Below are 23,403 nucleotides of genomic sequence, written 5' to 3' on the forward strand. Positions count from 1 at the left end.
GTCATCACGTGTCCGACCCGCACGAGCTGAAGGTGCTCAACCCCGCCACCGAGGAGGTCCTCGCCACCGTCCCCGCCGCCACCGCGGCCGACGTCGACGCCGCCGTCACCCGAGCGGCGCGGGCGCAGGCGAGGTGGGCCGCCCTGCCGCCCGCCGACCGCGCACGGCTGCTGCGCCGGTTCGCGACGACCGTCGACGAGCACCTGGAGGAACTGGCCCGGCTGGAGGTCCGCGAGGCCGGGCACACCCTCGGCAACGCCCGCTGGGAGGCCGGCAACGTCCGCGACCTGCTGGACTACGCGGCCGGCGGGGTCGAGCGGCTGACCGGGCGCCAGATCCCGGTGGCCGGCGGCCTCGACGTCACGATCCTCGAACCGCTGGGGGTCGTCGGTGTCATCGCGCCCTGGAACTTCCCCATGCCCATCGCCGCCTGGGGCACGGCCCCCGCGCTCGCCGCCGGCAACGCCGTCATCCTCAAGCCCGCCGAGACGACCCCGCTGACCGCGCTGCGGCTGGCCGAACTCGCCCTGGCGGCCGGACTCCCCGAGCACCTCTTCCAGGTGCTCCCCGGCCACGGCACCGTCGCGGGCGACGCCCTCGTCGAGCACCCCGGGGTCGCGAAGATCGTCTTCACCGGGTCGACGGCCGTGGGCAGACAGGTGGCGGCGAAGGGCTCGGCGCTCCTCAAGCGCGTCACCCTGGAACTCGGCGGCAAGAGCCCCAACATCGTCTTCGCCGACGCCGACCTCAAGGCCGCCCTCGCCCCCTTCTCCTTCCTGGACAACGCCGGCCAGGACTGCTGCGCCCGCACCCGCATCCTCGTCCAGGAGTCCGTGTACGAAGAGGCCCGCGCCCTCCTCGCCGACGCCCTGGCCGCCGTCGTGGTCGGCGACCCGGCCGACGAGAGGACCCAGATGGGTCCGCTGATCTCCGGCCGGCAACTGGACCGGGTACGCGAGCTCGTCCCCGACGACGCCCCCGGACTGCGTGGCGGCGCACCTGACGGACCCGGCTTCTGGTTCCCGCCCACCGTGCTCACCGGGGAGCGGCCCGACTCCGCGGCGGCCCGCGAGGAGATCTTCGGCCCGGTCGCCGTCCTGCTCCCCTTCACCGACGAGCAGGACGCGATCCGCCTCGCCAACGACACCCCCTACGGCCTCTCCGGCTCCCTGTGGACCCGCGACATCGGCCGCGCCCTGCGCGTCTCGGGGGCCGTCCGGGCGGGCAACCTGTCCGTCAACTCCCACTCCAGCGTCCGCTACTGGACGCCGTTCGGCGGGTTCAAGCAGTCCGGCCTCGGCCGGGAACTCGGACCCGACGCACTGACCGCCTTCACCGAAACCAAGAACGTCTTCATCAGCACGGAGGCATGAGCCGCACATGACCGACATCGCCGAAGAGAACATCTGCCGTCGCCTGGTCGGCCGCAGCGCCGTCATCACCGGAGCCGGCAGCGGCATCGGCCTGGCCACCGCGCGCCGGCTCGCCTCCGAGGGCGCGCGCGTCGTCTGCGCCGACGTGGACGAGACCCGCGGCAAGGCCGTCGCCGAAGAGGTCGGCGGCCTCTTCGTGAAGGTCGACGTCACCGACCCCGAGCAGGTGGAGGCGCTGTTCAAGGCGGCCTACGACACCTACGGCAGCGTCGACATCGCCTTCAACAACGCCGGCATCTCGCCGCCCGACGACGACTCCATCCTGGAGACCGGCCTGGAGGCCTGGAAGCGCGTCCAGGAGGTCAACCTCACCTCCGTCTACCTGTGCTGCAAGGCCGCCATCCCCTACATGCGGCGCCAGGGCAAGGGCTCCATCATCAACACGGCGTCCTTCGTCGCCCGGATGGGCGCGGCCACCTCGCAGATCTCGTACACGGCCTCCAAGGGCGGGGTGCTCGCCATGTCCCGCGAGCTGGGCGTGCAGTTCGCCCGCGAGGGCATCCGGGTCAACGCCCTGTGCCCCGGCCCGGTCAACACCCCGCTGCTGCAGGAGCTGTTCGCCAAGGACCCCGAGCGGGCCGCCCGCCGCCTGGTGCACATCCCGGTCGGCCGGTTCGCCGAGGCCACCGAGATCGCCGCCGCCGTCGCCTTCCTGGCCAGCGACGACTCCTCCTTCGTCAACGCCACCGACTTCCTGGTGGACGGCGGAATCGCGGGCGCGTACGTCACACCCCAGTAGGGGACAAAGGTGTACGGTCCGCGTGATATGCGACAGCTCCTCGCGTGGACCCTGGCCGCGGCCGCCGCCCTGGCGGCCGCGCCCACCGCACCGACCGCTCCCCACCCCCACTGCCCCAGGCTCTCCGTGCGCTGGGGCGGCGAGAACCGCGCCCGCCTGCAGCGGGTCGTCGACGCCTACGGCACCTGCTCCGGACACCGCGGCGCGGTCGCCGCCTTCGACTGGGACAACACGGTCACCAAGAACGACGTCACCGACGCCACCCTGTCCTGGGCCCTGCGCCACGACCGGCTCGTGCGCCCGGCCCGCTGGAAGGACACCAGCGCCTGGCTCACCGACACCGCCGACCGGGCCCTCACCCGCGCCTGCGGCACCGGCGCCGGCCAGGTCCTGCGCACCTCGGCCCACCCCCGCTGCACGGACGAGATCCTCCAGATCCGCGAGAACGGCACCACCATGAGCGGCGCCCCCGCCTTCGCGGGCTCCTGGAACCACCGGCGGACCGTCCCGCAGTACGCCTGGGTCCCCCAGCTCTTCGCCGGCCGCACCCCCGCCGAACTCGCCTCCTACGCACGCGCCGCCCGCCGCGAGGCCCTCGCCGCCCCCGTCGGCGCGACCCGCCTCCTCGGCACCCACACCGTCCCCGCCTACGTCCGCTACTACGACCAGCAGCGCGACCTGATCCGCACCCTGCACCGCGCCGGCTTCCGGGTCTACGTCGTCTCGGCGGGCGCCCAGCCCATCACCGAGGTCTGGTCCGAAGCCGTCGGCGTCGACGCCGCCCACACCCTCGCCATCCGCTCCCTCCTGGACCGCCACGGCCGGATCACCGACCGGAACCAGGGCTGCGGAGGCGTACCCGCGACCCGGGGCGCGGTGATCCCGTACATCGACGGCAAACGCTGCTGGATCAACCAGGAGGTGTACGGCGTCCGGGGCGCCACCGCCTGGCGGCGACAGCCGTGGCGGCGCAGGCCGGCGCTCGCGGCCGGGGACGCGGACACCGACGTGACCTTCGTCGGCGACGCCACCGGCGCCCACCTCGTCGTCAACCGTGACAAGCCGGAGCTGATGTGCCGGGCGTACGACGACGCCGACGGGCGCTGGCTGGTCACCCCCATGTTCATCGAGCCGCTGCCGCGCAGACCGCGGCCGTACCCGTGCGCGACGACGGCCTACACGGCCCCCGACGGCACCCCCGGGCCGCTGCTGCGCGACGACGGGACGGTGGTGCCGGACCAGGCCGACACCGTCTACTGACCGCCGGCCCGCCCGCGCCCGCGGATCACAGGAACGTGTGCCCCTCACCCCGGTACGTGGGCGCCGTACCCGTCACCGCGTCCCCCTCGACCAGATGCAGCACGTCGAACCGCTCGCACAGCTCACCGGCCTTCGCGTGACGGAACCACACCTTGTCGCCGATCAGCAGGTCGTCGGCGGGCGCGCCGAGCAGCGGGGTCTGCACCTCGCCGGGCCCCTCCTGCGGGTCGTACGACAGCCCCTCGGGCAGGTACGGCACCGGCAGCCGGTCGCGGCCCGGGGCGCCGGAGGCCGGGTAGCCGCCGCCGAGCACGGTCACCACGCCCACCCCCGGCCGCCGTACCACCGGCATGGCGAACAGGGCGGCCGGGCGGCCGGTGAACGACGTGTAGTTGTCGAACAGGCGCGGCACGTACAGCCCCGAGCCGGCCGCGATCTCGGTGACGGCGTCCTCGGCGGCGGTGTGCTGCACGCTGCCCGTGCCGCCGCCGTTGACGAACTCCAGGTCCGGTGCCACGGCACGGACCGCCCGCACCACCGCGCCGCGCCGCTCGGCCAGCTCCCGACGGGCGGTGGCCTGCATCAGCCGGACGGCACGCGAGCGCAACGGCCGGCCGGCCACGTCGTCACCGACCCCGGCGATATGACCCTCGTACGCCATGATCCCCACCAGCCGGAAGCCCGGCCGCCGGACCACGGCCCGAGCCAGGTCGGCGACCTGGGCGGGGGAGTGCAGCGGGGAACGCAGCGCGCCGACCCGGATCCGGCCGCCGAGCAGCTTCAGCGAGGTGTCCAACTCCAGGCAGACCCGCACCACTTCACCACCGCCGTCGCGGGCGGCGTCGATCAGGTCGAGCTGGGCCGGGTCGTCGATCATCACGGTGACGGCGGCGGCCAGCTTCGGATCGGCGGCCAGTTCCGCGTACCCGGCCCGGTCGGCGGACGGATAGGCGAGCAGGACGTCGTCGAAACCGGAGCGCGCGAGCCACAGCGACTCGGCGAGGGTGAACGACATCAGCCCCTGGAAACCGTCCTTCGCCAGGACCCTCTCCAGCAGGGCTCGGCAGCGCACGGACTTGCTGGCGACCCGGACGGGCTTGCCGGCGGCGCGGCGGAGCAGGTCGTCCGCGTTGGCGTCGAAGGCGTCCAGGTCCACGATCGCGAGGGGGGCGTCGAGATGGGCGGTGGCCCGGTCGTAACGGGCCCGGTCTGAGGCGCGCGCAGTCATGAACGAAGCCTGCCAGACAGGATTACCGCAGGGTAGGGGGACGTTCCGGGCAGATGCCCCGGCCGCCCGGACTGGTTCCCGTTCGCCGCCGGACAACCCGTAGAGTGACGCGCACGTACGGCGGAACGCCCCCGGCCGTTGCACCTGCGCCGGGATGCCGGGCCGGCCGTGCGGGTAGAAACGGCCCGGGTGCGAGGAAACGGGGGGTCCATGAGCACGGAAGCGTGGCATGCCCCGGTCCCGCCACGCGAGGACCGCTCCGAGGAGTTCACCTCGCGCGGGTTCCGGTCGGCCGACGACGAGTCCGACGAAGAGCCCTCGGTGTTCACGCCCCGCTTCCCCCGTCTTCGCCCGTCCGACCCGACGGCCCCGCCCCCGCCCCCCGCCTCGGCCCGCTTCCCGGACACCCCGCCCCCCGCCGGCGCCACCCGCCGCGACACGGCGACCTCCGAGCCTGGGACCGACGCCGGTGACGCCACCCCGGCGACGCGTCGTGGCGCGGGTGGTGCCGCCGTGGTGCCGCAGCGTCCGAGCGCTCCGCCGCCGGGTGGCGGGGCGAGTCCTGGCGGGGCCGGTGGCACGGCGTCCGGTCGTCCGGGTGCCTCGTCCACGGGATCCGAGCCGCGCCGTGACGGCGCGCCGCCCGCACCGCTCGAGCCGCCCCGCCCCCTCACCTCGCCCGAAGGGCGGGAGTCCGACGGCGGCGGTGTGACGGGTGTGCCGCCGCGTGCGGGTGTCTCGCCCACGGGGCGGGGGGCCGACCGTGGTGGTGTGACGGGTGTGCCGCCGCGTGCGGGTGTCTCGCCCACGGGGCGGGGGGCCGACCGTGGTGGTGCGACGGGTGTGCCGCCTCGCCCGACCGTCCCTCCCGCGAGCCAGGAGGGCGACCGGACCGGTGCCGCGGTCGTGCCGCCCCGGCCGGGTGCCGCGCCCGCCGGCCGTGCGGGCGACCGTACCGGGACCTCGTCGGCCACGCCCGCCGGCCGTGAGGCCGGGCGGGCGGACGGCGTGTCGTCCGAGGGGCGTGAGCGGACCGTGCCGCCGCGGCCCGCGTACCGGCCCGGTGTCGCCGAGGCGAACGCTCGGCCGCGGCCCGTTCCGTCGGCGGCCGAGCCGGAGGCGACGCTTTCCGGCCGGGGTGCCGAGCACGATCCCCAGGTGGCCTGGAGTCCGGTCGGCTCCGTTCGTACCGCCGGCGCCTCGATGTCCGCCGCGACCAGGATCTCGCCGGACCCGACGCTGTCCTGGGGCGCGCCCGTCGTGTCGTTCGGGGAGCCCGAGGGGTACGACGAGCGGGGGAGGGCGCGGCCGTTGGGAGGCCGGGTACGCCCCCGGACCGCCGCTGCCGCCGCCTGTGTCGTCCTCGGTCTCGGACTCATCGGCGGTGCCGTGGCCGGGAGTTGGCTGACCGGAGGCGGGGACGGCGCCGCGACCGCCACCAGCTTCGGCACGGCGGCCGCGCTGTGGCACGACATGCCCGTCGACCAGCTGTTCCCGCCCACCGTCCAGGGCACCGGCGCCGGCCCCGGCGGCGCCGACCGCACCTGGACCAGGATCGCCGTCGCCCCCGACAGCGGCTGCGCCGACGCCTTCGACCCCCTGCTGCACAGGGCCCTCGCCCCCGTCGGCTGCCAGCGCCTGCTGCGCGCCACCTACACCGACGCCACCCAGAGCTACGTCACCACCGTGGGCCTGCTGTTCACCAAGGCCGACGCCGCCGCGATGTCCGCCCTCGCCGCCCGCTTCGGCGACGAGCACCTGGACCGCCGTACCGACCTGATGCCCCGCCCCTACGCCGCCAAGGACACCGTCGCCGCCGGCTTCGGCGACAAGCAGCGCGCCTCCTGGACCATCTCGGTCCTCACCGACGTCCCCGTGGTCGCCTACGCCGTCTCCGGCTGGGCCGACGGACGTACCGTCGACGCGCCGCAACCCGCCGCGGACGCCACCCAGTCCGGTGCCACCACGGCCCCCGCCCAGGCCGGCCTCGGCAACGAGGCGCAGGGCCTGGCCGACCGCATCGAGCGGGGCCTGCGCAAGACCGCGAGCACGGCCACGGAGAAGCCCTCATGAAGACCGTCACCGGGGCCGCGGCGAGCCTTCTGCTCGCCGGCTCCCTCGTCCTGCTGCCGACCGCCACCGCGTACGCCGACGGCATCCGCGCCCAGCAGTGGGGGCTGTCCGCCCTGCGGGTCCAGGAGGCCTGGCACACCACCAAGGGCAAGGGCGTCACCGTCGCCGTCCTGGACACCGGCGTCGAGGGCAACCACCCGGACCTGGACGGCAACGTCCTGCCCGCCAAGGACATGATCGGCTTCGGCGCCCATCCCGGTCAGCGCACCTGGGCCCGGCACGGCACCGCCATGGCCGGCATCATCGCCGGGCACGGCCACGGCCCCGGCGACGCCGACGGCGTCATGGGCGTCGCCCCCGAGGCCAGGATCCTGCCCGTCCGGGTCATCCTGGAGGACGACGACTCGGCCCGCGGCAAGGCCCGCAGCAGTCGAGGCGACGCCCTGGCGGAGGGCATCCGCTGGGCCGCCGACCACGGCGCCGACGTCATCAACCTCTCCCTGGGCGACGACTCCGACTCCGCGCACCCGGAACCCAGCGAGGACGAGGCCGTGCAGTACGCCCTGAGTAAGGGTGTCGTCGTCGTGGCCTCGGCCGGCAACGGCGGTGACAAGGGCGACCACGTCTCCTACCCGGCCGCCTACCCCGGGGTCATCGCCGCCACCGCCGTCGACCGCTACGGCACCCGCGCCGACTTCTCCACCCGCCGCTGGTACGCCACGGTCAGCGCGCCCGGGGTGAACGTCGTGATCGCCGACCCGGACCACCGGTACTACGAGGGCTGGGGGACCTCCGCCGCCTCCGCCTTCGTCTCGGGCGCCGTCGCACTGCTCAAGGCGGCCCATCCGGACCTGACCCCGGCGCAGGTCAAGAAGCTGCTGGAGGACACCGCCCGGGACGCCCCGGCCGGTGGCCGCGACGACTCGCGCGGCTTCGGCTTCATCGATCCGGTCGCCGCCCTCAAGGCCGCCGCCCGCCTCAAGCCGGAGGGCCTGCGCGCGGCGTCGTACGGCGCGAGGTACTTCGGCCCCGGGCCCGACGCCGCCAAGGCCACCGGCGGCGCCTCCGACTGGGCGGGCCCCCTCGCGGGCAGCGCCGGCGGGGTGCTGCTGGTGGCGGCGGTCGTCCTGTGGCGAAGCCGCTCCCGCACCCCGGACGGCAGCGTCGGCATGTACTGACCGGCATCCCCCGACCGGCATCCCCCCGACCGATCCGCGCCGAACCGGTGTCACCCCGGGGCGCGGACCTGTCCGGCCCGGCTAGTCGACCCCCACACCCGCCCCGGCCACCAGCGGCGCACCGGCGGCCGCCGGCCGCTCCACGTCCCCGCCGAACGCCGTCCGATGGTCCAGCGCCCACTCCCGGTAGGAGCGGGGGCGGTGCCCGGTGAGGCGGGTGTAGGCGGGGTCCACCGTCGTCTTGCCGCCCCGGGCCTGACGGCGGGCGCTCTGCACGAGCGCGCGCACCACCTCCGGCGGATAGCGGCGCGCCCAGCGGGCGGCCGCCTGGTCCGGGGTCAGTTCCCGGCATGCCAGCGGGCGCCCGAGCGCCGAGGCCAGCTCCCGGATCTGCTCTTCGGCGGAGATCGCCTCGGGGCCGGTCAGCGGATGGACGCGGCCCTCGTGGCCGGGTGAGGTCAGCGCGGCCACCGCGGCCCGGGCGACGTCACGCGGATCGACGCAGGCGTTGCGCGAGCGCGGGAACAGAACGGGTACGACACCCTCGGAGCGGATGGACGCCGCCCACGACAGCGTGTTGGACATGAAGGAGCGCGGACGCAGCAGCGTCCAGGCGAGCCCCGACGAGCGGAGCGACGCCTCGCAGCCCCGCTGCCAGCGCGTGATCAGGTCGTCGGCGTCGTCCTCGCCGACCGCGTACGCGGACAGCTTCACCACGTGCCGCACCCCGGCCGCCACCGCCGCCTCCAGGAAGCGCTCGTCGCTGTGGCCGCCCGGATCGGTGGTCACCAGGAACACCGCCTCCACCCCGTCCAGCGCGCGGGACAGCGACGCCCGGTCCTCGTACGAGCCGACGGCCACCTCGAGACCCGGGCCCCGGACGGCGAGCCGGCCCGGATCGCGGCACAGCACACGCACCGCCCGGGACGACGCGAGGACGCGCGCCACCTCGCCGCCCACCACGCCGGTCGCGCCCGTCACGAGAATCATCGGGAGGTCTCCCCAGGTCCAGCCACGGGCGCCGGACCACACGAGGCCGCGGCACGGCCGGTGACCGGATCCGGCCCATGGGATACGAACGGATGCCCGATCGTCGCCCGCCCCGCTGACGCCTCGCTGACATGTCGCTGACGCGCTCGACGCAGCGCGGAACCGAACGCCGCACGCTGTCCGGGAAGGCCGCGCAAGAGATCAGTGGCGCGTAGATCAGTGGCGCGTCAGTTGCCTCGTCAAGACTGCCACGCAGCGCCGGGCAGCCCCCGGCCCCTCCCGCAGAACCCGCTGCTGACCCTGCCGCCACCGGCCTTTTCACCGCGTGCCGGACCGGACCGCCCCAGGGTGCCCCCCGCCGGTCCGGGGCATCGCGCGCCGCCCGAACCGCGCCGCCGCCCCGCGCCGAGCGGCACCGGCGAAGGCATGAGCAGGAAAAGCCAGGAAAGCGAGGAAACACGCATGACGACAAGGACAGAGGATCTCCGTTCGCGCCAGATCACCGAGGCGCACCCCGGGACCGCCCACCCCGGGACCGCCCACCCCGGGACCGCCCACCCCGGCAGCGCCGACGCCGGCGCCGACTCGTGGTCGGTCGGACTCACCGTCGACGAGAACAACTCCTTCTTCTACGACCACCCCCTGGACCACATCCCCGGCATGCTCCTCGTGTGCGCCATGGCGGACGCGGTGAGCGACCGGGTGGTCGTACCGACGGACTCGCGCGTCAAGTGGGTGGTCAACTTCCGGGTGATGCCCGAACTCTCCCCGGAACCGGAGCTGTTCGCGGCACCCCCGGACGGCGGCCGCCGCACGCTGCGGGTGAGCCAGGGTTCGACCGTCGTCGCAGACAGCTGGTTCACGTTCTCCCCGCTCGGCGACGCGCTCGACGGCGTGCTCGGCGACGCGCACGCCGGGTTGCCCGCCGCCGTCGGCCACGCCGCACCCGCCCGCGCCTCCCTGGTGCACCGCACCCGCCCGGAGAACGTGATGCTCGGCCGGCCCGAGGTGACCGACGACATGATCACTGCCCCGGTGCTGGCGCCGACCCCCTGGCACACCCTGGCCAGCCGCAGGCCCGGCCGGCGTTCGGTGAAGTCGGTCGTCGAGGCCGGCCGGCAGTTCGCCACCTGGCTCTCGCACCGCGTCGGCGGCTGGCCCGACGAGGTCCACATGCTGTGGCTGCGGCTCGCCGCCGACCTGCCCGTCGACCTGCCCACCTCGATGCCGCTCGCGCTGCGCTGGCGGCAGACCCGGATGTCGGAGGACAAGGCCCGGCTCACCTTCGAGCTGATCGCCGGCGACGGCGCCGGCACCAAGGTCGGCTCCCTCGTCTACGTCAGCAAGGGCCTGACCCCCGAGGGCTACCGCGCCTTCCGCGCCGAGTCCCGCGCCGGCTCGGGAGCGGCGTCGTGAACCAGCGCCCGATCGTCCTGACGCTGCGCGCCCTGCTACCCCTGACCTGCGCGGTCTTCGCCGTCGCCATCGGTCTGCTGCTCACCGCCGACGGCCCCGCGCCGCACCTGGCGGCCGCCCTCTTCGCGGGCCTCTACCTGATGTGGCTGCTCGCCGAGGCCGGCATCACCGTACGGCACCCCTCGCAGTCCGCCGCCGAGAACGGCACCCTGCTGCCGTACGCCCTCACCCGGGCCGGCACCGCCGTCTCCGCGGTGCTGTGGCCGCTGCCCTGGCACGCCTGGTCGGTGTGGCTGACCGTGCCGGTCGTGGTCTTCAGCGCCGCCGTCACCCTGCGCCTGGCCGCCATCCGCACCCTGGGCCGCTTCTACTCCCACCACGTGGTCCGCTACTCCGACCACTCCATCGTCACCAACGGCCCCTACCGCCACGTACGCCACCCGGCGTACACCGGGATGCTGCTGGCCAACGCCGCGTTCGTGGCGTTCTTCCCCAACCCGCTCAGCGTCCTGTTCCTGCTCGCCCTGTGCGCGGTGGTCGTCTGGCGGATCCGGGTGGAGGAACGCGTGCTGTGGGCGGTGCCCGGATACTCCGGGTACGCGGGCGGCCGGGCGCGGCTGCTCCCGGGGGTGTGGTAGACGGTGCCGCAGACGACGGAACTCACCGCCACCCGACCGCAGTTGATCGCGCCCGGCGCGGACGCCCTGGGCGACCCCGGCCAGGTGGGCCACAAGTTCTCCCGGCAGCACGTGATGCGCCGCGCCGGGCTCCCGGTGCCCGCCTTCTTCGTCCTGACCGCCGAGGCGTTCACCGCGACCGTCCCGGCCCCCGAAGGCTTCCCCGGCCCCGACGCGAGCACCGCCGAGCTGGCCGACTGGGCCCGCGCGGCCCGGGACCGGGTCCGGGCGGCACCGCTGCCCGCCGGGCCGGCCCGGCGCGTCCTGGCCGCCTTCGACGAACTCGCCGGCCCCGACGGGCTGGTGGCGGTGCGCGGCTGCACGGCGGCCGAGGCCGACGGCACCGGGGAGGACGGCGCCGACGACCCCTTCGCCGGACTGTCCGACAGCTACCTCTACGTGCGCAGGGACGCGGTACTGGACCGGATCGCCGACTGCTGGGCCTCCGCCTACAACCCGGAGGCGGTGCTCTACCGGGTGCGGCGGGGCGTCGACGTCACCGCCGTGCGCGTCGCGGTCGGCGTGCAGCGCATGGTGCCCGGCGTGCGGTCCTTCGTGATGTTCACCAGCGACCCCCGGGGCGGGGGAACACAGGCGGTCGTCGCCGCCGCGCACGGCATCGGCGAGGGCATCGTCCAGGAGAAGGCCGACATCGACCACTTCTTCATGGACCGTGCCGACGGCTCCGTACGCGCTGACATCGCTGTCAAGACGACGATGGTCGGCCTGGACCCCGACCGGCCGGACGCCGGGCCCGTGCGGTTGCCGGTCCCCGCGCCGCTCGCCCGCCCGCCGGTGCTGTCCGACGAGGAGGTCCGGCGGATCGGCGCCCTGGCCGCCCGCGCCGAGGAACTCTTCGGCGGCCCCCAGGACGTCGAGGGGACCCTCACCGCCGACGGCGCGATCCACCTGGTGCAGGCCAGACCCGTGGTGCGCGGGCCCATGGCGCCCGCCGGGCCCGCCGCGGCCCCCGTACCGTGGACCAACCACAACCTCACCGAGTCCTTCCCGGGCGTCACCTCGGCGCTGACCTACTCCCAGGCCCGGGTGTTCTACCGCACCGGATTCGCCGACTTCTACCGCCGGCTCGGCGTGCCCGAGCACTCCCTGCGCCGCGACCAGCACCACCTCAGCCGGATGATCGGCCACCTGGACGGGCGGGTCTACTACCGGCTCGACGCCTGGTTCGCGCTGCACGGCCAGATCCCCGGCTTCGACCTGATCCGCCCCATGTGGCAGCGCTCCCTCGGCCTCACCGAGACGCCCGAGGACGCCGTACCCGACCCGGCGGCCCGCCGTCGCGCCTGGCGGCAGGTGCTGCGGTCCGCGCCCCGCCTCGGCCGCGCCTACGTCACCCAGCCGCGCCGGCTGCGCCAGTTCCTGCGCTGGTGGGACGGGCTGATGGCCCAGTGGACCTCCTTCGAGGACTGCACCCCCGACGAACTCGTCGCCCGCTACCGCACCATGTGGACCGAGGCCGAACACCGCTGGGGCGTCACCATGGTCGCCAGCTACTTCGCGCTGGTCTCCCTGACCTGCGCCGACGCCCTGCTGAACCGCTGGGTGCCGGACGGCGCCGCGCTGCTGCCCAGGCTGCTGGGCGGCGGCCGCCCCAACCGCACCCTGGCCTCGGTGCGTTCCTCCCTCGCGCTCGCCGAACACGTCGGCGCCGACCTGGCCCTGCGCACCGCCGTACTGGAACGGCCCGAGCGGGAGGTGTGGCAGGAGATCACCTCCGGGGTGTACGGCCAGGAGGTGGCCGAGGCCTTCGCCCGGCATCTGCGCAGCTACGGCGACCGGGCCCTGCACGACCTCAAACTGGAGGTACTGACACCCCGCCAGGAACCCTGGCGGATCGTCTCCGCGCTGCGCCCCTTCGTCACCCAGGGCCTGACCGTCGCGGCCAACGAGGCCGACGAGGCCGCCGCCCGCGACGCCGCCCGGCGGGCGCTGCGCGAGGCCTGCCCGGGCCCGCTGCGCCGGGCCGTGCTAGGCGCCGTCCTGGCCTCGCTGCGGTTCAGCGTCAAGGCCCGAGAGGACACCCGGTTCTGCCGCAGCCAGCTCTACGGCGTCTCCCGCGAGGTGCTGTGGCGGCTCGCCCGGGACCTGGTCGAGGCGGGCCTGCTGGACCACGCCTCCGACGTCGTCCACCTCCAGGTGGAGGAAGTGCTCGGCGCGTTCGACGGCACCCTCACCGAGACCGACCTGCGCGCGCTGGTCCGGCGCCGCGCGGCCCGGCACGCCGAGTGCGCGGCCACGGCGGAACCGCCCGCCTACTTCACCGTCCCCGGCGGCCTGCCCGTGCCGGTGGCGCTGGCCTCCCGGCACGACACCGCGGCCGGCACCGGCCCCGCCGAGGACGGAGTGCTGCGCGGCATCGCCTCCAGCAGCGGCACCGCCCGAGGCCGGGCCCTCGTGGTCCGCGACACCACCGTGCCGCCCGAGCGGTGCGTCGGCCGCATCCTCGTCGCCAAGGAGACCGACCCCGGCTGGCTGGCGCTGATGATGGCCGCCAAGGGCATCGTGGTGGAGCGCGGCAGCCTCGTCTCCCACACCGCGATCAGCGGCCGGCTGCTCGGCGTGCCCACGGTGGTCGCGGTCCGCGAGGCCATGACCGCCATCCCGGACGGCGCCTGGATCGAGATCGACGGCACCACGGGCACCGTACGCCTGCTGCCCGGCGAAACCGCCCCGGAAGAGGCCTAGCCATGCGCGTGGAGAACCTGTTCATCGCCGGCCTCGGCTGCTACCTGCCCCGGCCCTACCCCGCCGAACGCGCCGTCGCCGAGGGCCACTACGACGAGGAGGAGTGGCGCGGCGGCGGCTGGACCGGCGCCGCCGTCGCCGGGAACGTCTCGCCGCCCGAGATGGCGGTCGACGCGGCCCGCACCGCCCTGGAGAACTCGGGACACCGGGCCGCCGACATCGCCCTCGTGCTGCACGCCTCGCTGCACGAGCAGGGCCCCGAACTGTGGACCCCCCACCAGTACGTGCTCCGGCACGCCGTCGGCACCCGTGTGCCCGCCATGGAGGTCCGGCAGGGCTGCAACGCGGCCCTGGGCGCCATGGAACTGGCCCACGGCTACCTCACCGCCGACCCCGCGCGGACGGCGGCCCTGGTGACCGCCGCCGAGAACTTCGGCACCGAACGCGTGGACCGCTGGCGCTACCAGAGCGGCGCCCGGATGAAACGGCCCTCCATCCTCGGCGACGCGGCCACCGCCGTCGTGCTCTCCACCCGCGCCGGCTTCGCCGCGGTGCGCTCGATGGCCTCGTCCTCACTGCCCGAACTGGAGGAGACGAACCGGCCCGAGGGCCCCCTGTTCCCGCCGAACCGCACCCGCACCGGCCGTATCGACCTGGTCGGCCGGATGCTCGACCACGCCCGCCGCGACCCCGGCGCCGCCACCCTGGCGCGCAAGGCCACGGAAGAGGCCCGCACCGAGACCGGCCTGCGCGCCATCGAGGAGGCCGGGCTGCGCCCCCGTGACATCACCCGCGTCACCCACGTGCTCTCCGGCGGCCCCGCCTACCTCCGCACGGTCCTCGAACCCCTCGGCATCGACCCCGCCCTGGGCGTCCTCGACTTCGGCCGGCCGCACGGCCACATGACCACGAGCGACCACTTCGCCGCCCTGCACCACCTGGTGGAAACCCGCCAGGTCGGCCCCGGCGACCGGGTGCTGATGCTCAACAACAGCTTCGGCGTGTCGCTGTTCGCCGCCGTCGTCGAGATCACCGACAGCCCGTCCTGGGCCACCGGGACGCCCTCGCCGTACAAGGAGTGGAAGTGACCCTGACCCAGGAAGCCCCGGTGACCGTGGCCCGCTGGATCGCCGCCCTGGAAGCCGGCTGGCGGGCCCGCGACCCGGAGGCCATCGCCGCCCTCTTCACCGCCGACGCCACCTACCACCAGGGCCCCTACGGCGCTCCGCACACCGGCCGCGCCGCCGTCGCGGCCCACTGGCGCCACACCCTGTCCCGGCAGAAGGACGCCCGGATGTGGTTCGGCGATCCGATCGTCTCCGGAGACCGGGCCGCCGTCGAATGGTGGTGCGTCCTGTACGACCCTGCCACCGGCGCCCCCCGCAACGCGGCCGGCTGCCTCACCCTGCGCTTCGCCCCGGACGGCCGCTGCGCCTCCTTCCACGAGTACTGGCACGGCGCCCCCGGCCAGGAACTGGAGCCGGCCGAGGGATGGCTGCGATGACCACGACGACCACACCCCGCTGCCCCTTCACCGGCGCCGAGGGCGCACCCGCCACCGGCGCCGCGCCCGCCGGCCGGCCGGCCCGGACCGACGCGGCCGGCCCCGGCCGCCGCACGGAACCCCCGTCCTTCCCCTTCGCCGACGTGCCCGGCATCGCCCTGGACCCCGGTCACCTCGGCCGCTACCGCGACGAACCGCTGGTGCCGGTGCGGCTGGGCAACGGGCGCGGAGCACTCCTGGTGACCCGCTACGACGACGTCAGGACCGTACTGTCCGACGACCGCTTCAGCCGTGAGGCATGGGCCGGCGGCACCCTGTTCGCCCGCAGGTCCAGCGCCCTCGCGCTGGTCACCAGCGACGCCCCCACCCACACCCGGCGGCGCAGCCGCGTCCAGGCCCGCTTCACCCACCGCCGCGCCGAGGAGGACCGGCCCCGCATCGCCCGGATCGCCGCGGAACTGCTCGACCGGCTGCGCACCGCCGACGGCCCGTTCGACCTGATCGCCGAGTTCACCACCCCGTTCCCGTACCGGGTGATCTGCGAGATGCTCGGCGTCCCGGTCGCCGACCTGGACCGGCTGCTGCCGCACGTCACCGTGATGATGTCCGCGGGCCGCTTCTCCGCCGAGGAGTCCGTCCGTTCCCACGCCGTCATGTACGAGTACTTCTTCCAGCAGCTGGCGGCGCGCCGCGAGGCCGTCGAGGCCGGGCGGCCCGGCGACGACCTGCTCACCCAGCTGCTCACCGCGCCCCAGGAGATCAGGCTCAGCGACGAGGAGATCGCCGTCTTCGGCTTCGGCCTGATGATGGCGGGCGGCGAGACCACCGCCTCCCACCTGGCGATGTGCGTGCTCCAGGTGCTGACCACGCCGGGCCTGGCCGGCCGGCTGCGCGCCGACCCCTCCGCGATCCCGGGCGTGGTGGAGGAACTGCTGCGCTGGGTGTGGTTCGCCGGCACCGGCGGCCAGCCGCACGTCGCCGTCGACGAGGTGGAACTGGCCGGCCGGGTCCTGCACCCGGGCCAGGTCGTCATCCCGCTGACCGACGCGGCCAACCGCGACCCCGCCGTCTTCCCCGACGGGGACGAGTTCCGCCCCGAGGGCCCGGCGGGCCCGCACATCGGCTTCGGCCACGGTCGGCACATGTGCCTGGGAGCCGCCCACGCGCGCGTGGAACTGCAGGAGGGCCTGGCCGCCGTACTGGACCGGCTGGACGGCCTGGAACTCGCTGTCGACCCGGCCGAACTGCGCTGGCGCGACCGCATGTTCATGCGCGGCGTGTGGGAACTCCCGGTCCGCCTGCGCCCCGCGCGGGAGGAGCCGTGCTGAACCGCTGGGCCCGCTTCGTCAAGGGCAGCTACCCGCCCTGGCCCTCGGTGCCGTTCGCGTTCCTGTGGGCGTACGGCGTCACCGGGCTGTTCGCCGTCGTCCAGCCCGAGGACCCGCCCTGGCGCCCCGGCACCGGCACCCTCGCCTCGGCCCTCACACTCACCGTCACCCTGCTGCTGATGCGCGCCGTGGACGACATCCGCGACCTCGCCTACGACCGCGCCTTCAACCCGAAACGCCCGCTGGCCGCCGGCGCCGTACGCGAGCGGGACCTGCTGGTGCTGTGCGCGGCCGGCGCCGCCCTGGTCCTGGCCCTCAACGCGGGCAGCCCGGCCGCGCTCGCCGTCCTCGCGGTCCAGCTGGCCTACTGCGCGCTCGTCCTGGCCGTCGACCGCGCCCTGGGCTGGCCGCCGGGCGACCGGCTGCTGCTGAGCCTGCTGATCAGCTTCCCGGCCCAGCTCCTCCTGCACCTCTACCTCTACGCCCGCTATCTCCACGACACCTCCGCGCCCGCCGGCGGCGGGGGAGTCCTGGCCATCGTGATCACCGTGCTGGTCACCGTGCACCTGGAGTTCGCCAAGAAGATCACCCGACGGCTGCGCCCCGGCGAGCGCAGCTACGTCACCACGCTCGGCCTCGGCGCCACGGTCGCCGTGGCCCTGGCCGCGCCCCTGCTGTCGGTGGTGCTGCTCCTGGTCCAGGCCCGCCCGGTGACCCTGCTGGTGCCGCTGGCGGTCCTGCCGCTGCTGCTGCCGGCCCGGGCGGCCTGGCGGTTCTGGCGCGGCCGCGCTCCCCGCTGGCCGGCCGCCCTGCCCGCCTACTACGTCCTGTCCACCTTCGCCTGTTACCTGGCGCTGAGCCTGGCGGCCCCCGGCTGACCCGCGGGCGGCGGTGCCGGCCGGGCGAACGACGACACCGCCGCCTTCGCCGCCGCCTCGACCAGCGCGATGCCCTCGGCCCGGCTCGCGTTGCCGTCCGACAGCACGGCGACCAGACAGCCGGTGCCGTCCACCGTCACCCGGCCGATGCTGTTGACGACCCACAGCCCGGTCGTGCCGCGCGGCAGCCAGCCGTTCTTCAGCGCACACGGGCTCCCGTCGCCCGCCGCCGAGACACCCCACCGCTGGTCCGGCCGGACGTTCTCCATCAGTCCGCGCAGATACGCCCGCGAGGCCCCGGTCAGCTTCGAGTCCTCCGGGCGCGCCCCGAAGACCTGCCGGAGCAGGGTGAGCTGATCGGCGGCGGTGGTCCGGGTCAGGCCCCACAGCGTCCCGTCGCCGCCGCCCGTGCCGGTGAGCCCGAACCGACGGTTCGCCGCGTCGAGCCCGTCGGCCCGTCCGATGGCGTCCCACAGCGCCGACGCGGACGCGTTGTCGCTGTCCTCGATCATCGCCGTGGCGTACGCCTCCTCGGCCGCCGTCAGCCGCCGGTCCGTGTCCTGCGCCCGCAGCAGCAGCGCGGCCAGGATGCCGACCTTGACGATGCTCGCCGTGTCGAAGGCGGCGTCGCCGTACCCGGCGCTCCGTCCGGAGCCCAGGTCCAGCACGGCCGCCGACACCCTCGCCGGCGGCGGCACGGTCACCGTGCTCATCGCCCGGCTCAGCGGCCCGTCCCGGTCCGCCGCCCTCCGCGCCACGGGTTCCACCGACGCCTCCTCGCCCGCCGGGCCGCGAACACGGCGCCCGTACCGGCGAGGATAAGGTCGTGAGCGTGGCGAACAAGAACATTCCCGACCCCGGGTTCTCCGACGACGACGGCTCCGCCGACCCCCGGCTGAGCGCCGCCCTCGCCGCCTGGGCCGAGGACCGCACGGCCGTCGGCCCGGTCCTGGAGGCCCTCAGGGGCGCCCGGCTGCTGGTACCCGTGGTGGCCGTGCTCGGGGAGGTCGAGGAGGACGAGAAGGGGCTGCGCCGCGAGAAGAGCAGCGACATGGCCGTCCCCACCCTGAAGGCCGGCTCCCGCACCGCCCTGCCCGCGTTCACCTCAACCGAGTCGCTGGCCCGCTGGGACCCCGCGGCCCGGCCCGTCGCCGTACCCCTGCACCAGGCCCTGCGGGCCGCCGCGCACGAGAAGGCGGACACGGTCGTCCTCGACCTGTCCGGACCGGTGCCCTTCGAACTGACCGGCCCGGCGCTGCTGGCGCTCGCCGAGGGCCGTACGACGACCGACCCGCTCGCCGACCCGGCCGTGGCCGCCGCGGTACGCGCCGCCGTCGCCGCCGAGCCCGCCGTCGAGCGCGCCCACCTCGGCCCCGGGCAGGCCGACGGCACCCTCTTCCTCGTCCTGGCCCCGGCCGCCGTCCCGGCCGAGACCGCCCGCGCCGTCGCCGGGCGGCTCGCGGCCGACGAGACACTGAGGGCCCGCCTGGTGCGCGGTCTCGACCTGGCACTGCTGCCGGCCGGGACGACGCCTCCGGGCGAGCCCCTGTACGTGCGATGAAGGGGTGTTGACACCCCGTGGTCAGCCGTAGACCGGGCCGGTGTACTTCTCGCCCGGGCCCTGGCCCGGCTCGTCCGGCACGATCGACGCCTCGCGGAAGGCCAGCTGGAGCGACTTCAGGCCGTCGCGCAGCGGGGCCGCGTGGAAGGAGCTGATCTCGGTCGCGCTCGCGTCCAGCAGACCGGCCAGCGCGGTCACCAGCTTGCGGGCCTCGTCCAGGTCCTTGTACTTGTCGCCCTCCTCGGTGAGACCGAGCTTCACCGCGGCGGCGCTCATCAGGTTGACGGCGACCGTGACGATCACCTCGACGGCGGGGACCTCGGCGATGTCGCGGGTCATCGCGTCGAAGTCGGTGTTCTCAGGAGGGGTCTCACTCATGCCCCACACGATAGGCGGTCCGCTGCGACGTCCTTCAATTAGCCCTTGTCAAGCGATGCTGCTAATCTGGTGGACGACCGGCCGGACGCGCCCAGACATCCGTCAGCGTGCTCGGCCCACAAGTGGAGGCTCCGATTCTCCCACCCGACCGTCCCCGGGACGGCGGGTCTCCGGTCAGACGGCCACCATCGTTCCGTACGGACGATGGAGCCGTCCGAGAGCGCGCCCCGCGGTGAACGCGGCGGTGCTCCGGTAGTCATTGGAGCCCCGCCTGTGATCGTCCGGGGCATTTTTTGTGCTTCGGCGCGGTTAGGTCTTGACGAAAAGACATACGCGGCTGTCCGCCAGACCGCCGTGTGGTGCTAACCGAGGAGGATCCATCAGCGCCGAGCCCCGCATCAACGACCGGATTCGCGTTCCCGAGGTGCGACTTGTCGGTCCCAGTGGCGAGCAGGTGGGCATCGTCCCCCTGGCCAAGGCACTGGAGCTTGCGCAGGAGTACGACCTGGACCTGGTCGAGGTCGCGGCGAACGCCCGTCCGCCCGTGTGCAAGCTCATGGACTACGGGAAGTTCAAGTACGAGTCGGCCATGAAGGCCCGTGAGGCGCGCAAGAACCAGGCGCACACGGTCATCAAGGAGATGAAGCTCCGGCCGAAGATCGACCCGCACGACTATGACACCAAGAAGGGTCACGTCGTTCGGTTCCTCAAGCAGGGCGACAAGGTCAAGATCACGATCATGTTCCGTGGTCGCGAGCAGTCCCGGCCCGAGCTGGGCTACCGACTGCTGCAGCGGCTCGCGGAGGACGTCCAGGACCTCGGTTTCGTCGAGTCGAACCCGAAGCAGGACGGCCGGAACATGATCATGGTCCTCGGTCCGCACAAGAAGAAGACCGAGGCGATGGCCGAGGCCCGCCAGGCGCAGGAGGCCCGCAAGGCGGAGGCGAAGGCCAACCCCGGCCGCTCGCAGAACCCCGCCGACGCCGACGCCGACGCCCAGGCTGTCGACGCCGAGGCCGCAGACACCGAGGCCGAGGCGCCCGCCGAGGAACACGCGGAGGCGTGATCCCGGGGGACGCGAGTCCCCAAGGATGTAACCGATACAAGAGCGACGCTCCACAGTGCCCGGTTTCACGACCGGGCACCGGAGCGCCACCGACGAGGAGATAACGGCGCTATGCCGAAGAACAAGTCGCACAGCGGTGCCAGCAAGCGCTTCAAGGTCACCGGCTCCGGCAAGGTGCTCCGTGAGCGCGCCGGCAAGCGCCACCTGCTCGAGCACAAGTCGTCCCGCGTGACGCGTCGCCTCACCGGCAACGCCGAGATGGCCCCGGGCGACGCCGCGAAGATCAAGAAGCTTCTCGGCAAGTGACGTCACGGCGCCGCCTGAGCGCCGTACGTCTGGACCGGGACCTCATCGTTTCCGGGCCGTGTGAGTCCACCCACGGCCCCGCTACAAGGAGTTAACAAGTGGCACGCGTCAAGCGGGCAGTCAACGCCCACAAGAAGCGCCGGGCGATCCTCGAGCAGGCCTCCGGCTACCGCGGTCAGCGCTCGCGCCTGTACCGCAAGGCCAAGGAGCAGGTCACCCACTCGCTGGTCTACAACTACAACGACCGCAAGAAGCGCAAGGGCGACTTCCGTCAGCTGTGGATCCAGCGCATCAACGCCGCTGCCCGCGCCAACGGCATCACCTACAACCGCTTCATCCAGGGTCTGAAGGCCGCGAACGTCGAGGTCGACCGCAAGATCCTGGCCGAGCTGGCGGTCAACGACGCGGGTGCCTTCGCGGCCCTCGTCGAGGTGGCCCAGAAGGCGCTGCCGTCGGACGTCAACGCCCCCAAGGCCGCGTGACGCGACTCACCGCGCCGGCCTGGCCGAGGTGACTGTACGGACCCGTGGGTTTCTGCCCGCGGGTCCGTTGCGTTGAGAATGCTGAGAGTGAATGCGATGACTGCCACCCCCGAGCTGATCTCCCCCCGTTCCCCCCGCGTCTCGGCCGCCCGCCGGCTCGCCCGGCGGAACTTCCGGGGCAAGGAGCGGCTGTTCCTCGCCGAGGGACCGCAGGCGGCCCGGGAGGCCGCCGGGCACGGCCTGACGGAGCTGTTCGCCACCATCGAGGCCGCCGAGCGGTACGCCGACATCGTGGGGGAGGCCCGGGACGCCGGCGCCCGTGTGCACCTCGCCTCCGAGCAGGTCATCGCCGACATCTCGACGACCGTCACCCCGCAGGGGATCGTCGGGATCTGCCGGTTCCTGGACACGCCCTTCGAGGAGATCCTGGCCACCCGGCCCCGGCTCGTCGCCGTGCTCGCGAACGTCCGCGACCCCGGGAACGCCGGGACCGTGCTGCGCTGCGCGGACGCCGCCGGGGCCGAGGCCGTCGTCCTGACCGACGCGTCCGTCGATCTGTACAACCCCAAGGCCGTACGGGCCTCGGTGGGCTCCCTGTTCCATCTGCCCGTGGCCGTCGGCGTCCCGGTGGAGGAAGCCGTCGCCGGGCTCAGGCGGGCGGGCGTCCGCATCCTCGCCGCCGACGGCACCGGCACCGACGACCTCGACGACGAACTGGACAAGGGCACCATGGGCGGCCCCACCGCCTGGGTCTTCGGCAACGAGGCCTGGGGGCTCCCGGAGGAGACCCGCGCGCTCGCCGACGCCGTCGTGCGCGTCCCCATCCACGGAAAGGCCGAGAGCCTGAACCTCGCCACGGCCGCCGCCGTATGTCTCTACGCGTCGGCCCGTGCGCAGCGCGCCTCCGGAGGGTGCCGTTCCGTCACCCAGAGCTAGTAGGGTGGCCAGCGCGGGGCCCTGCGCCGTCTGAGAGGTGGGGTACGGGGATGAGGTCGGTCGGCACGAGCACGGCGCCGCAGGGGCGGGACGTGCACCGCGAACCCGCGCCCCGGCACGGCGGCCTCGGCGAGCTGGGCATCGACCCCGACCAACTGCCCGACGGACTCGTCGTCGCCGACGAACACGGGCACGTCGTCTGCTTCAACGCCGCCGCCGAACGCATCACCGCCCGCCCGGCCGCCGACGCCCTCGGACAGCGCCTGGAGAAGGCCCTGCCGTTAGAGGACCTGGAGGGGCGGCGCTGGTGGCAGCTGACCGACCCGTACGGCGGGCTCGCCATCCGGGACCGGCAGCCCGAACGCAACCTCCTCCTGCCCGGCGGCCGGGAAGTCCTCGTCTCCGCCCGCTACGTACGCGACGAACCCACCGGCCCCGTCCGCCGCGTCGTCGTCTCCCTGCGCGACACCGAGGCCCGCCGCCGCACCGAACGCAGCCACGCCGAACTGATCGCCACCGTCGCCCACGAACTGCGCTCCCCGCTGACCTCCGTCAAGGGCTTCACCGCCACGCTGCTGGCCAAGTGGGAGCGGTTCACCGACGACCAGAAGCGGCTGATGCTGGAGACCGTGGACGCGGACGCCGACCGGGTCACCCGGCTCATCGCCGAACTGCTGGACATCTCCCGCATCGACTCCGGGCGCCTGGAGGTGCGCCGCCAGCCCGTCGACATCGGCGCCGCCGTCGGACGGCACATCCAGGCCTACGTCGCCGCCGGCCAGCCCGCCGACCGCTTCCTGCTCCGCATCGAGCAGCCGCTGCCCGCCCTGTGGGCCGACCCCGACAAGATCGACCAGGTGCTCAGCAACCTGCTGGAAAATGCCGTGCGCCACGGCGAGGGAACCGTCACCATCGACGTCACGCCCACGGCGTCCCCGCGCGAGAGCGAGGAAGCCGGCACGTCGGTCACGGTGAGCGACGAGGGACCCGGCATCCCGGAGGAGTCCATGAACCGCGTCTTCACCCGCTTCTGGCGGGGCAGCAAGCGCGGCGGCACCGGCCTCGGGCTGTACATCGTCAAGGGCATCGTCGAGGCCCACGGCGGCACCATCACGGTCGGCCGCGCCACCGGCGGCGGCGCCGAGTTCCGATTTACGTTGCCCGTGAGCACTCCGGCCTATCTGGTCTGAGCGGCCCGCGGGCGCATCCGCACACCTCCGCCCCGTTAGACTCGGCCATTGGCACCTTTGTGTCCTGCACACGG

Annotated in this window: 21 protein-coding genes and 1 pseudogene; 18 read left to right on the forward strand and 4 right to left on the reverse strand. The window is 74.2% G+C overall.

What is annotated here, in order from left to right; genetic code table 11:
• Positions 1-8: 8 nt before the first annotated feature.
• The 3 genes from ACFYMM_RS23555 to ACFYMM_RS23565 are packed head-to-tail and all read left to right on the forward strand — an operon-like array spanning position 9 to position 3,432.
• The gene (locus ACFYMM_RS23555) at positions 9-1,373 is read left to right on the forward strand and encodes an aldehyde dehydrogenase family protein (protein ID WP_388389651.1); all 1,365 of its coding nucleotides are present in this window, start codon (positions 9-11) and stop codon (positions 1,371-1,373) included.
• A gap of 7 nt (positions 1,374-1,380) precedes the next feature.
• Complete coding sequence (locus ACFYMM_RS23560; RefSeq protein WP_388389653.1) at positions 1,381-2,172, forward strand: 3-oxoacyl-ACP reductase; 792 nt, start codon at positions 1,381-1,383, stop codon at positions 2,170-2,172.
• 27 nt (positions 2,173-2,199) lie between these two features.
• Positions 2,200-3,432: a haloacid dehalogenase-like hydrolase gene (locus tag ACFYMM_RS23565; RefSeq protein ID WP_388389655.1), complete on the forward strand. Its 1,233-nt coding sequence runs from the start codon at positions 2,200-2,202 to the stop codon at positions 3,430-3,432.
• A 25-nt stretch (positions 3,433-3,457) separates the two neighbouring features.
• Here ACFYMM_RS23565 and ACFYMM_RS23570 read toward each other — a convergent pair whose 3' ends face one another.
• Complete coding sequence (locus ACFYMM_RS23570) at positions 3,458-4,660, reverse strand: amino acid deaminase/aldolase (RefSeq protein ID WP_388389657.1); 1,203 nt, start codon at positions 4,658-4,660, stop codon at positions 3,458-3,460.
• Between the two features lie 210 nt (positions 4,661-4,870).
• On the opposite strand from ACFYMM_RS23570, the gene ACFYMM_RS23575 reads away from it, so the two are divergent.
• The gene (locus tag ACFYMM_RS23575; RefSeq protein WP_388389659.1) at positions 4,871-6,733 is read left to right on the forward strand and encodes a hypothetical protein; all 1,863 of its coding nucleotides are present in this window, start codon (positions 4,871-4,873) and stop codon (positions 6,731-6,733) included.
• Positions 6,730-7,911, forward strand: coding sequence for a type VII secretion-associated serine protease mycosin (mycP, locus tag ACFYMM_RS23580; protein ID WP_388389661.1), 1,182 nt, complete (start codon positions 6,730-6,732; stop codon positions 7,909-7,911). The genes ACFYMM_RS23575 and mycP overlap by 4 nt, the downstream gene beginning before the upstream one ends.
• A gap of 81 nt (positions 7,912-7,992) precedes the next feature.
• Here the strand turns inward: mycP and ACFYMM_RS23585 are convergent, their stop codons facing one another.
• Entirely contained in the window at positions 7,993-8,901 is a 909-nt protein-coding gene (locus tag ACFYMM_RS23585; RefSeq protein WP_388389663.1) for an NAD(P)H-binding protein, read from the reverse strand.
• Positions 8,902-9,363: 462 nt separating this feature from the next.
• On the opposite strand from ACFYMM_RS23585, the gene ACFYMM_RS23590 reads away from it, so the two are divergent.
• Genes ACFYMM_RS23590 through ACFYMM_RS23620 form a run of 7 tightly spaced genes read left to right on the forward strand, consistent with a single transcriptional unit; the run spans position 9,364 to position 17,410 of the window.
• On the forward strand, positions 9,364-10,317 hold the full coding sequence (locus tag ACFYMM_RS23590) for an AfsA-related hotdog domain-containing protein (RefSeq protein WP_388389665.1): 954 nt from the start codon (positions 9,364-9,366) through the stop codon (positions 10,315-10,317).
• A complete protein-coding gene (locus tag ACFYMM_RS23595) occupies positions 10,314-10,955 on the forward strand; it encodes a methyltransferase family protein (RefSeq protein ID WP_388389667.1) in 642 nt (213 codons plus the stop codon). Before ACFYMM_RS23590 ends, ACFYMM_RS23595 begins: the two co-directional genes overlap by 4 nt.
• Positions 10,956-10,958: 3 nt before the next feature.
• Positions 10,959-13,700: a PEP/pyruvate-binding domain-containing protein gene (locus ACFYMM_RS23600; protein ID WP_388389669.1), complete on the forward strand. Its 2,742-nt coding sequence runs from the start codon at positions 10,959-10,961 to the stop codon at positions 13,698-13,700.
• Between the two features lie 2 nt (positions 13,701-13,702).
• Positions 13,703-14,788, forward strand: coding sequence for a ketoacyl-ACP synthase III family protein (locus ACFYMM_RS23605; RefSeq protein ID WP_388389671.1), 1,086 nt, complete (start codon positions 13,703-13,705; stop codon positions 14,786-14,788).
• Positions 14,785-15,204, forward strand: a complete 420-nt coding sequence (locus tag ACFYMM_RS23610) for a nuclear transport factor 2 family protein (protein WP_388389673.1) — start codon at positions 14,785-14,787, stop codon at positions 15,202-15,204. Before ACFYMM_RS23605 ends, ACFYMM_RS23610 begins: the two co-directional genes overlap by 4 nt.
• On the forward strand, positions 15,201-16,532 hold the full coding sequence (locus tag ACFYMM_RS23615; protein WP_388389675.1) for a cytochrome P450: 1,332 nt from the start codon (positions 15,201-15,203) through the stop codon (positions 16,530-16,532). Before ACFYMM_RS23610 ends, ACFYMM_RS23615 begins: the two co-directional genes overlap by 4 nt.
• Positions 16,526-17,410: a hypothetical protein gene (locus tag ACFYMM_RS23620; RefSeq protein ID WP_388389677.1), complete on the forward strand. Its 885-nt coding sequence runs from the start codon at positions 16,526-16,528 to the stop codon at positions 17,408-17,410. Before ACFYMM_RS23615 ends, ACFYMM_RS23620 begins: the two co-directional genes overlap by 7 nt.
• On the opposite strand, the gene ACFYMM_RS23625 is transcribed toward ACFYMM_RS23620, so the two are convergent.
• Positions 17,377-18,123: a serine hydrolase gene (locus ACFYMM_RS23625; protein WP_388390074.1), complete on the reverse strand. Its 747-nt coding sequence runs from the start codon at positions 18,121-18,123 to the stop codon at positions 17,377-17,379. The genes ACFYMM_RS23620 and ACFYMM_RS23625 overlap by 34 nt on opposite strands.
• Before the next feature lie 119 nt (positions 18,124-18,242).
• Between ACFYMM_RS23625 and ACFYMM_RS23630 the strand changes: the two genes are divergently transcribed.
• Positions 18,243-18,971: an SseB family protein gene (locus ACFYMM_RS23630; RefSeq protein ID WP_388390076.1), complete on the forward strand. Its 729-nt coding sequence runs from the start codon at positions 18,243-18,245 to the stop codon at positions 18,969-18,971.
• Between the two features lie 21 nt (positions 18,972-18,992).
• On the opposite strand, the gene ACFYMM_RS23635 is transcribed toward ACFYMM_RS23630, so the two are convergent.
• On the reverse strand, positions 18,993-19,349 hold the full coding sequence (locus tag ACFYMM_RS23635) for a DUF1844 domain-containing protein (RefSeq protein ID WP_094216867.1): 357 nt from the start codon (positions 19,347-19,349) through the stop codon (positions 18,993-18,995).
• Positions 19,350-19,703: 354 nt separating this feature from the next.
• Between ACFYMM_RS23635 and infC the strand changes: the two are divergent.
• The 5 genes and pseudogenes from infC (at position 19,704) to ACFYMM_RS23660 (ending at position 23,329) form a co-directional block, all read left to right on the forward strand.
• Positions 19,704-20,415 (forward strand): annotated as a pseudogene (gene infC / locus ACFYMM_RS23640) (translation initiation factor IF-3).
• A gap of 111 nt (positions 20,416-20,526) precedes the next feature.
• Positions 20,527-20,721 (forward strand): 50S ribosomal protein L35, encoded by a 195-nt coding sequence (gene rpmI / locus ACFYMM_RS23645; RefSeq protein ID WP_004933563.1) that lies wholly within the window; start codon positions 20,527-20,529, stop codon positions 20,719-20,721.
• A 98-nt stretch (positions 20,722-20,819) separates the two neighbouring features.
• Positions 20,820-21,203, forward strand: coding sequence for a 50S ribosomal protein L20 (gene rplT / locus ACFYMM_RS23650; RefSeq protein WP_004002577.1), 384 nt, complete (start codon positions 20,820-20,822; stop codon positions 21,201-21,203).
• Between the two features lie 96 nt (positions 21,204-21,299).
• Positions 21,300-22,139, forward strand: coding sequence for a TrmH family RNA methyltransferase (locus ACFYMM_RS23655; protein WP_388389679.1), 840 nt, complete (start codon positions 21,300-21,302; stop codon positions 22,137-22,139).
• 50 nt (positions 22,140-22,189) lie between these two features.
• The gene (locus ACFYMM_RS23660) at positions 22,190-23,329 is read left to right on the forward strand and encodes an ATP-binding protein (RefSeq protein ID WP_388389681.1); all 1,140 of its coding nucleotides are present in this window, start codon (positions 22,190-22,192) and stop codon (positions 23,327-23,329) included.
• Positions 23,330-23,403: the final 74 nt, after the last annotated feature.

The organism is Streptomyces sp. NPDC006739 (assembly GCF_042869815.1).
Classification (GTDB): Bacteria; Actinomycetota; Actinomycetes; order Streptomycetales; family Streptomycetaceae; genus Streptomyces.